At 34.6% G+C, this 14,728-nt stretch carries 17 protein-coding genes; 8 read left to right on the plus strand and 9 right to left on the minus strand.

The window, feature by feature from the left end; all coding sequences use genetic code 11:
* The first annotated feature begins 53 nt into the window (after positions 1-53).
* The 4 genes from motA (at position 54) to flgL (ending at position 4,574) form a co-directional block, all read left to right on the plus strand.
* Positions 54-941 carry a flagellar motor stator protein MotA gene (gene motA, locus J3U18_RS09005; RefSeq protein WP_267353720.1) on the plus strand — a complete coding sequence of 296 codons (888 nt, stop codon included), beginning with the start codon at positions 54-56 and terminating at the stop codon, positions 939-941.
* Complete coding sequence (gene motB, locus J3U18_RS09010) at positions 941-1,828, plus strand: flagellar motor protein MotB (protein WP_267330843.1); 888 nt, start codon at positions 941-943, stop codon at positions 1,826-1,828. Before motA ends, motB begins: the two co-directional genes overlap by 1 nt.
* Before the next feature lie 148 nt (positions 1,829-1,976).
* On the plus strand, positions 1,977-3,620 hold the full coding sequence (gene flgK / locus J3U18_RS09015; RefSeq protein ID WP_267353722.1) for a flagellar hook-associated protein FlgK: 1,644 nt from the start codon (positions 1,977-1,979) through the stop codon (positions 3,618-3,620).
* A gap of 15 nt (positions 3,621-3,635) precedes the next feature.
* Positions 3,636-4,574 carry a flagellar hook-associated protein FlgL gene (flgL, locus tag J3U18_RS09020; RefSeq protein ID WP_220225467.1) on the plus strand — a complete coding sequence of 313 codons (939 nt, stop codon included), beginning with the start codon at positions 3,636-3,638 and terminating at the stop codon, positions 4,572-4,574.
* A gap of 94 nt (positions 4,575-4,668) precedes the next feature.
* On the opposite strand, the gene flgJ is transcribed toward flgL, so the two are convergent.
* The 9 genes from flgJ to flgB are packed head-to-tail and all read right to left on the minus strand — an operon-like array spanning position 4,669 to position 11,820.
* Positions 4,669-5,658, minus strand: coding sequence for a flagellar assembly peptidoglycan hydrolase FlgJ (gene flgJ / locus J3U18_RS09025; protein WP_065733618.1), 990 nt, complete (start codon positions 5,656-5,658; stop codon positions 4,669-4,671).
* Positions 5,659-5,670: 12 nt separating this feature from the next.
* Positions 5,671-6,774, minus strand: coding sequence for a flagellar basal body P-ring protein FlgI (locus J3U18_RS09030; RefSeq protein ID WP_220225465.1), 1,104 nt, complete (start codon positions 6,772-6,774; stop codon positions 5,671-5,673).
* An 11-nt stretch (positions 6,775-6,785) separates the two neighbouring features.
* Positions 6,786-7,463 carry a flagellar basal body L-ring protein FlgH gene (locus J3U18_RS09035; RefSeq protein WP_267353724.1) on the minus strand — a complete coding sequence of 226 codons (678 nt, stop codon included), beginning with the start codon at positions 7,461-7,463 and terminating at the stop codon, positions 6,786-6,788.
* Positions 7,464-7,473: 10 nt separating this feature from the next.
* Complete coding sequence (gene flgG, locus J3U18_RS09040; protein WP_065562527.1) at positions 7,474-8,256, minus strand: flagellar basal-body rod protein FlgG; 783 nt, start codon at positions 8,254-8,256, stop codon at positions 7,474-7,476.
* 18 nt (positions 8,257-8,274) lie between these two features.
* The gene (locus tag J3U18_RS09045; RefSeq protein WP_267337177.1) at positions 8,275-9,024 is read right to left on the minus strand and encodes a flagellar basal body rod protein FlgF; all 750 of its coding nucleotides are present in this window, start codon (positions 9,022-9,024) and stop codon (positions 8,275-8,277) included.
* Positions 9,025-9,038: 14 nt separating this feature from the next.
* Complete coding sequence (flgE, locus tag J3U18_RS09050) at positions 9,039-10,250, minus strand: flagellar hook protein FlgE (protein ID WP_267353726.1); 1,212 nt, start codon at positions 10,248-10,250, stop codon at positions 9,039-9,041.
* A 16-nt stretch (positions 10,251-10,266) separates the two neighbouring features.
* Positions 10,267-10,947 carry a flagellar hook assembly protein FlgD gene (locus tag J3U18_RS09055; RefSeq protein ID WP_416380403.1) on the minus strand — a complete coding sequence of 227 codons (681 nt, stop codon included), beginning with the start codon at positions 10,945-10,947 and terminating at the stop codon, positions 10,267-10,269.
* A 52-nt stretch (positions 10,948-10,999) separates the two neighbouring features.
* Positions 11,000-11,407 (minus strand): flagellar basal body rod protein FlgC, encoded by a 408-nt coding sequence (gene flgC / locus J3U18_RS09060; protein WP_141677437.1) that lies wholly within the window; start codon positions 11,405-11,407, stop codon positions 11,000-11,002.
* A gap of 2 nt (positions 11,408-11,409) precedes the next feature.
* Positions 11,410-11,820, minus strand: coding sequence for a flagellar basal body rod protein FlgB (gene flgB, locus J3U18_RS09065; protein ID WP_267353730.1), 411 nt, complete (start codon positions 11,818-11,820; stop codon positions 11,410-11,412).
* A 150-nt stretch (positions 11,821-11,970) separates the two neighbouring features.
* Here flgB and flgA point away from each other — a divergent pair, with 150 nt between their 5' ends.
* The 4 genes from flgA (at position 11,971) to flhB (ending at position 14,724) form a co-directional block, all read left to right on the plus strand.
* On the plus strand, positions 11,971-12,633 hold the full coding sequence (gene flgA / locus J3U18_RS09070) for a flagellar basal body P-ring formation chaperone FlgA (RefSeq protein WP_267353732.1): 663 nt from the start codon (positions 11,971-11,973) through the stop codon (positions 12,631-12,633).
* Positions 12,634-12,711: 78 nt separating this feature from the next.
* A complete protein-coding gene (gene flgM / locus J3U18_RS09075) occupies positions 12,712-12,999 on the plus strand; it encodes a flagellar biosynthesis anti-sigma factor FlgM (protein ID WP_267353734.1) in 288 nt (95 codons plus the stop codon).
* 22 nt (positions 13,000-13,021) lie between these two features.
* Positions 13,022-13,456, plus strand: coding sequence for a flagella synthesis protein FlgN (locus tag J3U18_RS09080; RefSeq protein ID WP_065562519.1), 435 nt, complete (start codon positions 13,022-13,024; stop codon positions 13,454-13,456).
* A gap of 137 nt (positions 13,457-13,593) precedes the next feature.
* Entirely contained in the window at positions 13,594-14,724 is a 1,131-nt protein-coding gene (gene flhB / locus J3U18_RS09085) for a flagellar biosynthesis protein FlhB (protein WP_267330837.1), read from the plus strand.
* The last annotated feature ends 4 nt before the right edge of the window (positions 14,725-14,728 follow it).

Below are 14,728 nucleotides of genomic sequence, written 5' to 3' on the forward strand. Positions count from 1 at the left end.
AAACAATTAATTAAAAAAGTTTAGTTACATTTTATAGAGATAAAGGAAAGCCAATGCTAATAATTATAGGATATATTGTTGTTATCGCTTCTGCTTTAGTTGGTTATGTGCTAAGTGGAGGGTATTTGGCAGTACTTTTTCAACCATTAGAGTTTCTGATAATTGGTGGTACAGCTATTGGTGCTTTCATTGTAAGTAATGAAAAGAAAGCAATAATTGCTACACTTAAATCGTTAGGTAGTTTATTTAAAACATCAAAATATAATAAAACTCTTTATTTAACATTAATTAATTTAATGTACACCATTTTAACTAAGATACGCCAAAATGGAGGATTATCTATAGAAGAAGATATTGATAATCCAAAAGAGAGTGTGTTATTTAAAAAGTATCCACTTATTCTTGCCAATCCACAAATATGCGATTTTATCACTGATTATTTACGCTTAATGATTAGCGGAAATATGGAAGTTTATGAAATTGAAGCATTAATGAATGAAGAAATTGAGACGTATACCCATGAGTTAGAAAAACCTGCAGATGCGATTTCTAGTGTGGGCGATGGGTTACCTGCTTTTGGGATTGTGGCTGCGGTTATGGGAGTGATTAACACATTAGCACAAGCAGATAGGCCTGCTAGCGAGTTGGGTGAACTTATTGCACATGCTATGGTTGGAACCTTTTTAGGAATTTTACTGGCTTATGGGTTTGTTTCGCCACTAGCTGCTTTATTAAGACAGAAGAATGCTGATACAGTAAAAATTTTAGAATGTACTAAAGTTATTCTTATTGCCAGTATGCATGATTATGCTCCACAGATTTGTATTGAATTTGGTCGAAAAACTATTTTTTCGCATGAGCGACCATCTTTCTTTGAATTAGAAAAATATATTCAAGAAGTGAAAGATAAAAATGCTAACCCAACAGAAAATAATGAATAATGAAAGATAAGCCAGTAAGAATAATTATTTCTAAAAAAAAGTCAGGGCATGGCGGTGGCCATCATGGTGGTTCGTGGAAGATTGCTTATGCAGATTTCATGACTGCTATGATGGCACTTTTTTTAGTCATGTGGTTGATAGCCAAATCCAGCCCACAAGAATTACAAGGAATTGCCGAATATTTCAGAACGCCATTAATACTAGGTCAAAATGGTGGTAAAAATATTAGCGATAGCGAAAGCCCTATTCCTGGTGGTGGCGATGATGTCAGTAAAAGTTTGGGCGAAGAGCAACAGAGCATAATAAATGAACAACCAATAGATCCCAATGTAGTTGAAAGAAATCAATTGATCGAAACTGCTCGTAAAATTTATGAGGCGTTTGAACTTGATCCTCGACTGCAAAAATTAGCGGCTAATCTTATTGTTGAACTAACTGAAATGGGGTTAAGAATTCAGATTTTAGCAACTGATGATAAACCAATGTTTGATGTTGGTAGTGCAGTTATTCATCCTAATATGCAAGAAATTCTTCACGCTCTAGCACCAATAATAAACGATTTACCCAATAAGATGACCTTATCTGGGCATACTGATGAGCGCCAGTATATAACAGGTGATAGAGGTTATAGTAACTGGGAATTATCTGCTGATAGAGCAAATTCATCAAGACGAGAACTTATCGCTGCTGGATTAGATTCAAGCAAAATTATTCGAATTATTGGTTTAGCTGATACGGTTGGTTTAAACAATCCTAATTATAGTAAAGATGCTAATCGTCGTATTAGTATTTTAATTTTGAATAAGTCAGCTCAAAAATATATTGAAGATGAAAATACAATGACTGGAATAGATTTTTTAAAACAAGCAACTAAATCTGAACAATAGCATTGGAATTACTTAGGTTAAGCGTGTTAAAAAATTAAATTTCAATTATTTTCTAAAAATAACTAAAGTTTTATCTTTTTTATCCGATATAAGAATAACCCTTTAAGTTAATAATTTGATTATTGACTAAATATATTTAGGAGCTTTTATGTCAAATTCATTGATGAATACCGGTATTAGTGGATTAAATGCTGCGCAAAATATGCTTAATGTTATAAGCAATAATATCAGTAATGCGCATACCGTTGGTTACAATCGTCAACAACAAATTTTGCAACAAGCAAATGGCACTAAATATAATTATGGTTTTGTTGGTAACGGTGTATCTGTATCATCAGTTAATCGGGCATATAATAGTTTTGTGGTTGGCCAATTACGTCAATCTCAATCACAAAATGGCTCTATAAAGGCTTATTACAATGAATTGTCAAAAGTCGATAATTTATTAGCGGAGAATGATAATAGTATTTCCTCGCAACTAAATAGTCTGTTTGCAAGTTTAAATAAACTTTCTTCAAATGCGGGTGATGCCGCTTCCAAGCAAACAGTAATAAATGATCTTAGCTCGTTAGTCAGTCAGTTTAATAAAACGGAATTGAATTTAAAAAATCAGATTGCCAATATCAATACTGAAATTGTTAATAATGTTGATACCATTAACTCTTATACCCAACAAATTGCTGATCTTAACCAAAAAATAGCAAGATTACAGGCAGTAAGTGGTGGTCATGAGCCGAATGCATTGCTTGATGAACGCGATCAACTGGTTAATGAATTAAGCGAGATGATAGGCATCACCGTTACTGAGCAAAATGGACAATACAATATTTCACTACCTAATGGTTTAAGTTTAGTGCAAGGGTCATCGGCAACTCAGTTATCTGTACAGCCGTCTAAAGATGATCCTGCTTTAAATACAATTATTTACACTCATAATTCTGGTGCGACTCAAGAACTATCAAGTCAAAATATCGCATCAGGCCGATTAAATGGATTATTAGCTTTTCGTGATGGACCACTCCTAGAATCTCGCAACCAATTAGGTTTGATTGCGTTAAATCTAGCAGAACGATTTAATGAAGTACACATGTCAGGGGTTGATATTAATGGCGAACCAGGTCAGAAATTATTTGATTATCATAGCCCAACTAGTATTGCTAACGCCCAAAATCAAGGTAATGCCACTGCTAAAATTAACTATAACTCAGTGACAGACGTCAAAGCATCTGATTATAAAATTGAGTTTAATGGTAACGATTGGGTCGTAACCAGATTGTCTGATAACAAGCAAATTACCCCACAAGTTGAAGATGGTAAATTATTGTTTGATGGATTATCTATTGAAATAAATGGTGATCCAGTAGCGGGTGATAGTATCTTACTTAAACCTGTTGCAGATGTAGCATCATCACTCCAGCTACTAGTTAAGGATGTCAACAAACTAGCAACAGGTATTAATGATGATGAAAATGGTAATGGCGATAATCGTAATGTAGCTAAATTGCTTGATATCCAAAATGAAAAATTAATTAATGGCACTAAAACGTTAAATAGTGCTTATAACGCCTTAGTTAGTTATGTGGGAAGTGAAACACAGACAGCTAAAATTTCAGCGCAATCTAGTCATAATATTACTCAAGAAATTTATGAGCAAAATCAATCAATATCAGGCGTTAATATTGAAGAAGAATATATCTCTATGCAGGTTTATATGCAGTATTACCAAGCTAATGCAAAGATTATTGATGCGGCAACCACAATATTCGATACCATTTTAGGTTTAGCTAAATAATAGAAGGGTTTAAATATGCGTGTTAGTACTAATGCAATGTATCAAAAAAATTTAACGAGTATTTTAAATACCAACAGTAAATGGCAAAAATCAGGATTGCATTTAGCAACCGGTAAAAAAATCTTATCACCTTCTGATGATCCTATGGGGTCATCGCAAGCATTAATTTTAAAACAGGCTCAATCAAGAAATACTCAGTATCAATCAGCTCGTGAAAGTGTTAATAACTCGTTAAGTCGCCAAGATACAGTACTAAAAGAAGCGAATACTGTTATCCAATCAATTCAAGAGACACTAGTTTATGCGGGTAATGAGACGTTAAACGATGAAAATAGACGTGACTTAGCCAATAAATTACAAGGACTAAAAGATCAATTAATTTCGTTAGCTAATGCTAAAGACACTAATGGCAATTATATCTTTGCTGGAAATAAAAATGATACACCTCCTTTTGTTGTGGATGAATCTGGTAAAGTTAATTATGTCGGTGGTTCTACAACGATTAATATTTTTATTGATGATACGCGTGAAGTGTCATTGAGTTTTACTGGTGATCAGATTTTTATGTCAGGCGCCAATAGTTCTGTGGAAAGTGATGTTTTTGCTAGCATTGACTATGCATTAGAAGTACTGCAAATCGGTTTAGATGATAATGACCCTGATGCGATTACGCAATTCAGAGAAGGTTTATCGAAAGCTAGTCAAGGCGTTGATAATTCGTTTGAAAATATCTCAACAGTTAGGGCTGCAGGTGGTAATGTGTTAGCGGAAGTTGAACGATTAACTGCACTAGGTAAAACCTTGGACATTGATTTTCAGACACAAATTAGCCAAATTGAAGATGTTGATTGGTATGAAGCCATTGCAGATTATGTGATGTTACAGGCAAATTTACAAGCAGCTCAATATACTTTTATGAATATGCAAAATATGTCCTTATTTCAAATGAAATAACTTTCTGTCATCACTTATTTAAATCGTTAATAAACAGGAGGCTTATGCCTCCTATTTATTAACTTCATTAAAATTTAGTTAATTTATTTAGTTATTATTTAAAGGCAATTTGTCTAAAACCTGATATTGATTTTTGCGGTGTATTTCTAGCAATTTCTTCAATTCGACTAATAATTTGAATTAACTTTTCGCTATAGTTAGGATCGGTTGCATAGTGTGCATCTTGCAGTGCTTTGGCTGCGGTTCTTGCATCAGGTGCGTTAACAACGGCACGATAACGTGGGCTTTTGGTAAGTAAATCAAGATAATCTGCTAATGCATGTTGTTTACTTTTATAAACTCTAAATTCATCTTGAATCTTAACCATATTGTTATTTAAAAATTCTCGTGTTGTTAACCGAGTTGAATTGCCTTTCCATGATGATGTCGCTTTTATGCCAAAATAGTTGTGACTTGGTTGATTGTCGGCTGTTTTTATCTGCTTTTTACCCCAACCTGTTTCTAAGGCCGCTTGTGCAATGATAACCTCATAAGGAATACCTGACATTTTGGATGCCTTTTTAGCTGGTTCAAACCACTCGACTATAAATTGCGTGATATGGTCTTTATCAAAATCATTAACTGCTGGCGGTAATGGTTTGACGTTAGTATTCGTTAATTTATTCGTTTGCTGGTAAAGCATTTGACCTAATGCCGCAGGCGATGAATTTGAATCACTAAATAAAGATTGTGCTAATTCTATATTATTAGCCTGAGATTGTGGGGTAATAGATCTATTTGGCTGATTATTTAATTGTTTGGCAATAATATTGGCAAGACCTAATCCTTTACCTGCAGCCTGTTGAGCAATTTGCTGATCAAACATCGAAGTAAATAACTGCATTGCAGATTGATTAAATAATCCACCATTAGGAACGGCTTTTCGCATAGATTGCATCATCATATTGACGAATAGTGTTTCAAACTGATCGGCAACTTGCTTGACACTTTCACTTGATCCACTAACAGCGTTACGCCTTAATTGGCCAATGCTCGAAAAATCATAAGCAAAGCGATTAATAGACTGATTAACTAGGTTTTTCATAATAATTATACTTTAAATCGTTTCCAATGCAGCGTGCAAACAACCTGCGGTTTTTAATGCCTCAAGTATCGACATTAATTCTGTTGGATTTGCTCCTAATAAATTAAGTGAGCTAATTACTCGGTTTAAATCAGCGCCAGAAGCTAAATTATGTAATGCTCCGCCATCTTGTTCGATGCTAACCTCATCATCAGGAACAACTACGGTTTGTCCTCCGGCTAACGGAGTGTTAGGCTGGCTAACTTTTAATTTGTTATTGACCACCACAGACAAATTACCATGAGCAACGGCACAATTGTCTAATTGAACTTTTTGATTCATCACCACCACGCCAGTGCGTGTATTAATGACTACTTTTGCTGAAATTGGTGAAGCACTAATTTGTAGGTTTTGAATCTTCGATAATAATTTAACTCTTGCCTGACTATCTTGTGGCATGTTCAATTTAACCGTCATACCATCTAAAGCAACTGCGATATTTTTTTGTACCTTGTTAATTGCTTCAGCGATTTTTGATGCCATGGTAAAGTCAAAATGGTTAAGGTGTAAGTGAATGGAACTTTTTTCATCTAAGCGGGTTGTTAATTCCCTCTCAATTGTCGCTCCACTCGGGATAGTTGCACCAGCCATTTGATTAACTGTTACACTACTGCCTTTGCTGCTTGCGCCCATACCACCAACAAAAAGATTACCTTGAGCAATGGCATAAACTTGATTGTCGGCACCTTTCAATGGCGTCATAATCAATGTGCCACCGCGAAGGCTTTTGGCATTACCTAATGAAGAGACAACAACATCAATTTGTTGCCCAACTCGTGCATAAGATGGTAATTTAGCAGTAACCATTACCGCAGCAACATTCTTTAATTGCATGTTACTACCTGATGGTACGGTAATACCTAATTGCGAAAGCATGTTGGTTATACTTTGAATGGTAAATGGTGTTTGTGAAGTTTGGTCTCCTGTACCATCTAGCCCAACAACAATTCCATAGCCTACTAAGGCGTTTTCACGCACGCCTTGAATAGTTACTAAATCCCTTATTCGTTCGGCATAACTATAGGGTGTGCCCACTATCATTATTAAAATAATAAAAGTTCGTAATATATTAAGCATAATCAGATTCATTAAAATGGTGAAAGATTAAAAAACAGGCGTTGTAACCAACCCATAGTTTGAGCTTCATCAATGTAGCCATTACCTACATATTCAATGCGAGCATCGGCAACTTGAGTTGAAATAACGGTATTGTTACCACTTATTGTCCTAGGGTTAACAACGCCTGAAAATCGAATAAATTCTGTTCCCTGATTTATTGCAATTTGTTTTTCACCAATTACTTTTAAATTGCCATTAATCATGACATCTTGAACGGTGACGGTGATGGTTCCACTAAATGTATTTTTTGCATTAGCGCCACCAGAACCTTTAAAATCGTTACTGCCTGAGATATCAGTATCTACTTTGCCTCTACCAACTAATCCATCTAAAAAGTGAGGAACAGTTTTTACACCTAAATTTACCCCACCATTACGGCCAGCATTAATAGATGAACTTTTGCTCGCACTCACATTTTCTTGTAATACAATGGTTAATACATCACCAATATTGCGAGGTCTACGATCTTCAAACATTGGTTGATAGCCAAAACTACTTGGTTGTGATGCTTGATATATTGAGCCACTTGAATTAACAATTTCTGGTATTTGAGGAACAATACTGGTTTGCCCTTCAACTAATGCTTTTTTAGGTAATTGGCTACAACCAACTAATAACATCATTACTAAAATATAAAGATATCTCATTATCATAGTTTTATAACTGGTTTAAACGTTGCAACATTTGGTCAGACGCTGATATTGCTTTACTGTTAATTTCGTAAGCACGTTGTACTTGAATCATGTTAACTAACTCTTCTGCGACATTTACGTTAGAGGTTTCGATATAACCTTGATACAGCAATCCAGCACCATTTAATCCCGGTGTATTTTCAGTTGGAGCACCAGAGCTTTCGGTTTCTAAATAGAGATTTTCCCCAACACTTTCTAACCCAGTGTCATTAATAAAAGTATGTAATGTTAATTGACCAACTTGCACTTGAGTTGATTGATTGGCTAACGTCACACTAACAATACCATCCCGTGCCACGGTCATTTTTATCGCATTTGATGGAATGTTGATGGTTGGTTGAATTTCGTAACCAGCAGCCGTAACTAATTGACCATTTTGGTTAACTTGAAAAGCACCACTTCGAGTATAAGCTAGCGTTCCATCAGGCATCAGAACTTGGAAAAAACCTTGTCCATTAATAGCGATATCACTGCTATTATCAGTTAATTCTAAATTTCCTTGGCTATGGATTCGTTCGGTAGCTACAGGTCTAACACCGGTACCAATTTGTAATCCAGAAGGTAGTGTTGTTTGTTCAGATGATTGGGCGCCAGGTTGGCGAATAGTTTGATATAACAGATCTTCAAAAACAGCACGTTGGCGTTTAAAACCACCAGTACTAACGTTGGCTAAATTATTGGAAATTATATCCATATTCATTTGTTGTGCAGTTAGCCCAGTTTTTGCAATCCATAATGATTTAATCATTGCTTTTTCCTATTTTAATTATGTTAACGATAATATTTGATTGGCTCTTTGTGCATTTTCATCTGCTGTAGTAATTTGCTTCATCTGCATTTCAAATTGACGAGAATGGCTAATCAAATTCACCATTGCAGTAACAGGATTAACATTACTGCCTTCTAATACTCCAGACATTAGTTTTGCGTTAGGATTATCTTGTAATACTGCACCACGATTGTTAACAGTTGTTGCATGAAAAAAACCGTCATCGCCACGTACCAACTCATTAGGTTCAAGGTGAACTTTCTTTATTTTTCCAACTTGAGCAATGGTTGTGCGTTTATCACCTGCACCTAACGCTGATAAAGTTCCGTCGGCACTGATACTAACCTGTGAACGCTGAGGAACTGTTAATACGCCATTATCACCAAGCAATGGATGACCTTGGATATTAAGTGTGCCATTTTCATCAATTTGAATCGCACCATTACGAGTATATGCTTCACTACCATCAGCTAACTGTACAGCTAGCCAATCATCTTCTGATAAAGCAACGTCTAAATCTCGCCCAGTGTAATTAAATGCACCCATTGTTGAATCATAGGTAGGCGTGGTTGCTGCAACCATGGTCCTTGTTGGCATACTATTACCCACAATAGGAACGGCTTTCATTGCCGTTAATTGAGCACGAAAGCCTGCTGTTGATACATTAGCTAAGTTATGACTGGTTATGGATTGTTGATTTAATGTTTGGCTAGCGCCAGACATGGCAGTATAAATAACGCGATCCATACATATTCCTTAAATTATCTTAAATTAACTAATGTATTAAGAATTTGATCTTGTGTCTTAATGGTTTGAGAATTAGATTGATAATTACGTTGGGCAACAATCATATTGACTAATTCTTGGCTCATATCGACATTAGATGATTCAACGGCGCCACTGGCTAATGCTCCAAAAGTACCTGTATTGGCTGAGCCTAATACTTCACCACCAGAATTAAGTGTTGAACGCCAGTTATTATTCCCTGCTGACTCTAATCCATTAACATTGGCAAAATCAGCCATGGCAATTTGACCTAATAACATGGTTTGTTGGTTAGAATAAACACCATAAATAGTGCCATCATTGTTAATACTATAGCCAACTAAATCACCTGCTGCGTAGCCATCAACGATAGGGGTTTTTATGCTACCGACTTCTTTACCCATATTTTGTTGAGTACTGTTTGCAAGTGACAATGTAAAGCTATTATCTTCTGATCCATTTATGCCATTAATATTTATAGTCATTTCTGGATCACTGATTAATTTGCCTGATGAATCAAATTCCATTTTTCCTAATGCTTGTAGAGTTGCATTAGGATCGCTACTATCAAGGTAATGAACATCCCATTGATTATCTGCTGTTTTTACATAAAAAAGCTGAACATTACGTTGATTACCTAATGAATCATAAGTGGTGATAGTGGTTGAATAATTGAATGTGTCAGCATCTGTTGCATTAATGGGTTGTTTTTCAGGAACTTTACTATTTGAATTTAGATTTGTTTGCAAAGCAGCTTTATTGGTTGCTGATGCATTTAACATTTCTTGTGAAATTTTTAATGGACCCGGTGCTGAACCTTGTTGAATTTGTGGTGGAGTACCTGTCGCAAGATAACCAGTCAAATTGAAACCGTCAGCAGATACGATATTACGTTCAGCATCTAATTGAAACTGACCATTACGGGTATAGTAGATTTGTCCACTACTATCAACTAATCTGAAAAATCCATTACCTGAAATCGCTACATCTAAACTGTTGTTGGTTGAAGTTGTTGTACCGTCATTAAAATTTTGCATAACAGCAGCAACTTTAACACCCATCCCTACTTTTGAACCGGCATAGATATCAGCAAATGAAATACTAGCACTTTTAAAGCCAACTGTTGCAGAATTGGCAATATTATTACCAATAACATCTAATTGTTTAGAAGCGGCATTCATACCACTGATTGCTTGAGAAAATCCCATATAAACTTATTCCCCTTTAAAGAATTTGACGCACTTCGTCAATACTAATTGAACCAAGTATCCCTAAATCAAGTAATACTTTATTATTAACTTTGCTATTAATTACTCCGTAAACAACAGAGTAAGCTAATGGTGTTGATGTGACTTTTTGCCCCTCGTAAGTAGCATTAACTAAAAACGTGTAGCTACCATCTGGAGCTAAAGTTCCATCGTTAAGTTCTCCATCCCAAGTAAAAGAGCTGACACCAGCAGGGATGGATCCAAGATCGACTTCTCGTACAACATTACCATTTTCATCTTTTATGGTGATAACAACCGAATCAGCATCACGCATAAGTTCAAAACCAAACGGCGTAGTAATGGTCTCTTTATCACTTTTTGAACCATCTATTTCTGAAGTTGCGACTAATATTTTATTACCAGGAACCATAACGCCTTTACCAATCATATTGCTCGCATTGACAGATAAACTATCGTCAATCTGGCCTGAAACCATACCTAACGTTGTATTAAGTCGTTCAATGCCTGCTAGCGTATTAATTTGCGCCAATTGCGAGGTTAACTGACTATTATCCATTGGATTAGTTGGATCTTGATTCTTCATTTGGGCAATAAGTAATGTTAAAAAGTTATCTTGTAATTCCTGACTAGAATTACCATCAGATGAACCTTTCCTCACTGCTTGTGGACTAGCCATATTTGACGATTCTGAAACTGGTACATTCGAAATACCCATGAATTAAGCCCCTTTATTGCCCTAAGGTAAGTGTTTTAAGCATTAAGCTTTTTACGGTATTAATGACTTCCACATTTGCTTGGTAGCTACGAGATGCTGAAATGGTATTGACCATCTCTGCCACTACATCTACATTAGGTTTTTGAATGTAACCTTTCTCATCAGCTAAAGGGTGCTTAGGGTCATAGACTAAATTCATTGGTGATGGGTCTTCGATGACCTCAGATACTTTTACTCCAGCAACGCTATTTGGATAATTAATATCATCGACTTGGAAAATAACTTGTTTAGCTCGATAAGCCTGACCTGAAGTACTCGTCACACTGTCAGCATTTGCTAAATTACTTGCACTAACATTCATTCGTTGAGTTTGAGCCATTAAGGCAGAACCAGAGATAGAAAAAATAGAAAAGCTCATAATGGTTATCCTTGCTGTAATACGGATACTACATTTCTAAATTGTTCACCTAAAAATGTTAAATTACTTTGATAATGGATACTGTTATCCATAAAAGCTGTTCTTTCTTGATCCATTTCAACAGTATTACCATCAGCAGATGATTGATAAGGAATGCGATACAGAAGTTGATAATCAGCTGAGCCGATAGTGTTGGTTTGAATATGCTTTGCTGATGTTATATTAAGTTTTATATTATTAAGCGTATGTTGATTATTGATAGCTTTTTTTAATTCAATATTAAAATCAATATCTCTAGCTTGATAATTAGGCGTATCACTATTGGCAATATTGGTCGCAAGTATATTTTGTCGTTTTTCACGAACACTTAATGCTTGTTGATGAAAGTTAACAAAAGTATCTAATTTATTTAGCATAAAATCATCTCATCTTTTTTTATGTAGAGAATTTTAAGCAAATCAAAAAAAAATCATCGTATAAATAACGATAAAAATTGCCCTTATTTCAACATTCAATAAATTAGCTGATAAAGTAAAATTTAGTTACCAATAATGTTGTGAACAAATATGTCTCAGTTTATAAAATATATAAGCCTTTTAGGTATGTTGTGTAGCTCAAAAATAGCTTTGGCTAACTCAATGGAAAAACAGATTAGCGATCTAATCTATCAACAAATTAGCGAAGCTAATATTGATAATATTGCTATTGATTACCTCACTTTGAAACCTCAATTAAAATGTGATTCACCAACATTTGCGATTTTAAATAAAAATAAGCAGTGGGGTAATTTAACTATTACTGCTAAATGTGAAAACATTACTAAATATATTCAAGTTTATGTTGCTGTTACTGGGAGTTATGTTATGGCGAATCAGCCGATAAGTGCAGGAACATTAATGACAGAGCAGCAAGTGAAAATGCAATCTGGGCGGTTAGATAAATTACCACCTACTGTAATTTTGAATAAATCAGAGGTTATCAATCATATTGCTTTAAGAAATATTAATAATGGTGAGCCTATTAAAAATTCAATGTTACAAAAAAATTGGCATGTTAAAGCAGGTCAAACAGTAAAAGTAATTGTTAATGGTGAGGGGTATTCAATTGCTGCTAATGGCAAAACACTAAGCAATGGTGCCTTGGGTGAATTAATAAATATCAAACTTAATACAGGTAATATTGTTCAGGGTGTTATTACAGAAAAAGGTATCACAATTTTAAACAAATAAAATTAATGATTTTCTAATTTTTGCCGATAATTAGATTAAACCTCCCCTATAAACCTCAACGTTAATTGAAGGAATTTTATGAGTATAGATGCAACAAAAATGGTTACCACCGTATCAGGGGTACTTAATCGTATAAATGAGCAAAATAAAAAAACTAATGCATCTATGCAAAACTCAAATAACTTAACGTTGAATGTTAAGTTAAGCCAAAATACTATAGCATTGTTGCATTCAACTGAAAATGATATCGATATTAGTAAAATTGAAAAGATAAAACAGGCCATTACTGAAGGTAAATTAGTGATCAATCTAAATAAAATTGCCGATGAAATTATTAAGCAAACTTTCGAAAATATTGAAATCTAATTGATTTTGAAGGAATGTCGTCATGTTAGAATTAGATAACATTTTTAATAATGTAACAGTTATGTTACAAGCCCTGTCAGATATTTTAGAAGCTGAACAACAAATATTATTTAAAAATAATTCAGTAAATCAATTGAGTGAGATTATAAACCAAAAAAGCCAATTACTCATTGAGTTAAAATTACTGGATGAAAAAAGACTAAAAGTTAGTCAGCAATGCAATATTCAGTCACCTTATAGTGAAAAACAAGAGTTAGCATTAAAATGGCAAGCTATCACAAAAATGACTCAGCGATTAGCTCAAATCAATCGGGAAAACGGAGTGCTTATTCAAAACCGAATGAACGTAACGCAACATTCAATAGATTATTTGAAAAGTATGAATAATCCTGCTGTTTATACCCATAATGGTTATCAACAACCAGAAACTATTTCATCTAAACGCGCTAAAGTTTAATCATTTTGAAGTTGTTTTACGGTAAACGAGATAAATAACTATTAAATTAGGGTCTTATTAAGCCAATAACTTTCTCAAGTTGCGTTCATACTGTGCTGTAAACGGTAATTAGGCAATAAAATTGATTTAATTAAGATATGGCTGATGATAGTGATCTAGATAAAAGCGAACAACCCACCGATAGCAAATTAAAAAAAGCCAAGGAAAAGGGACAAATCCCACGATCTCGCGAGTTAACATCGTTAATTATTTTGTTGGTTAGTATCCTATTATTTTGGATGATGGGCAGTCATTTTGTTGCTAATTTAAAAACAATTATTCAACACGCTATGTTGGTTGCATACCGAACAGATGATGATAAACAAATTATTTTCAATTTAATTAATTTATTAACCGCTGGATTTTGGTCGATTTTACCTATTTTTTTCGGATTAGTCATTATTGCCATCATTGCACCTATGGGAGTTGGTGGTTTACTTTTTAGTTTGCAATCAATTAAACCCAATTTTGGTAAATTGAATCCGATTAGCGGATTTAAAAGAATGTTTAGTATTCGAATTTTTTCAGAGTTATTTAAAAGCCTGCTTAAAGTTGTTTTAATCGGTTTTGCCGTGACATTGTTTCTAATCAATCAATTTCCAAATATGCTTTCGCTGCCAAATATGTATTTAAATAGTGCATTATCTAACGTTATGCAACTGCTTATTTATTCAGGAATATTAACTATTTTAGCTTTAATTCCTATGGTTGGATTTGATATTTTTTATCAAATCTGGAGTAATTTAAAAAAATTAAGAATGTCTAAACAAGAGATTAAAGACGAGTTCAAGGAGCAAGAAGGTAATCCACAAATTAAAGGGCGCATTCGCCAGATGCAACAAGCAATAGCAAGACGTCGAATGATGAAAGATGTACCAAAAGCCAATGTTATTATCACTAACCCAACTCATTATGCTGTTGCACTACAATATGATGATAAAACTATGTCTGCCCCTAAACTTATAGCTAAAGGTACCGACAATATCGCTATCAAAATTAAAGAAATTGCCCAAGAGCATCGCATTCCACAATTAGAGGCTCCCCCTCTCGCTCGGGCTTTATATCGCTATGGTGAAATAGGACAAACCATCCCAGCTGAACTCTATGCTGCCGTTGCGCAAATTTTAGCCTGGGTTTATCAATTAAAACGTTGGCATAAACATGGCGGTGATAAGCCTCAAAAACCAACGAATATACCGATCCCTGAATCTTTATCCGTGAATGAGTAAAAGT

It is taken from the genome of Gilliamella sp. B3482 (assembly GCF_026536805.1).
In the GTDB taxonomy this organism is placed as follows: Bacteria; Pseudomonadota; Gammaproteobacteria; order Enterobacterales; family Orbaceae; genus Gilliamella; species Gilliamella apicola_E.

Bases quoted from the DNA above. Each gene is read 5' to 3' on its own strand.
- motA (WP_267353720.1), top strand. From the start codon at position 54: ATGCTAATAATTATAGGATATATTGTTGTTATCGCTTCTGCTTTAGTT.
- motB (WP_267330843.1), top strand. From the start codon at position 941: ATGAAAGATAAGCCAGTAAGAATAATTATTTCTAAAAAAAAGTCAGGG.
- flgK (WP_267353722.1), top strand. From the start codon at position 1,977: ATGTCAAATTCATTGATGAATACCGGTATTAGTGGATTAAATGCTGCG.
- flgL (WP_220225467.1), top strand. From the start codon at position 3,636: ATGCGTGTTAGTACTAATGCAATGTATCAAAAAAATTTAACGAGTATT.
- flgJ (WP_065733618.1), bottom strand. From the start codon at position 5,658: ATGAAAAACCTAGTTAATCAGTCTATTAATCGCTTTGCTTATGATTTT.
- J3U18_RS09030 (WP_220225465.1), bottom strand. From the start codon at position 6,774: ATGCTTAATATATTACGAACTTTTATTATTTTAATAATGATAGTGGGC.
- J3U18_RS09035 (WP_267353724.1), bottom strand. From the start codon at position 7,463: ATGAGATATCTTTATATTTTAGTAATGATGTTATTAGTTGGTTGTAGC.
- flgG (WP_065562527.1), bottom strand. From the start codon at position 8,256: ATGATTAAATCATTATGGATTGCAAAAACTGGGCTAACTGCACAACAA.
- J3U18_RS09045 (WP_267337177.1), bottom strand. From the start codon at position 9,024: ATGGATCGCGTTATTTATACTGCCATGTCTGGCGCTAGCCAAACATTA.
- flgE (WP_267353726.1), bottom strand. From the start codon at position 10,250: ATGGGATTTTCTCAAGCAATCAGTGGTATGAATGCCGCTTCTAAACAA.
- J3U18_RS09055 (WP_416380403.1), bottom strand. From the start codon at position 10,947: ATGGCTAGTCCACAAGCAGTGAGGAAAGGTTCATCTGATGGTAATTCT.
- flgB (WP_267353730.1), bottom strand. From the start codon at position 11,820: ATGCTAAATAAATTAGATACTTTTGTTAACTTTCATCAACAAGCATTA.
- flgA (WP_267353732.1), top strand. From the start codon at position 11,971: ATGTCTCAGTTTATAAAATATATAAGCCTTTTAGGTATGTTGTGTAGC.
- flgM (WP_267353734.1), top strand. From the start codon at position 12,712: ATGAGTATAGATGCAACAAAAATGGTTACCACCGTATCAGGGGTACTT.
- J3U18_RS09080 (WP_065562519.1), top strand. From the start codon at position 13,022: ATGTTAGAATTAGATAACATTTTTAATAATGTAACAGTTATGTTACAA.
- flhB (WP_267330837.1), top strand. From the start codon at position 13,594: ATGGCTGATGATAGTGATCTAGATAAAAGCGAACAACCCACCGATAGC.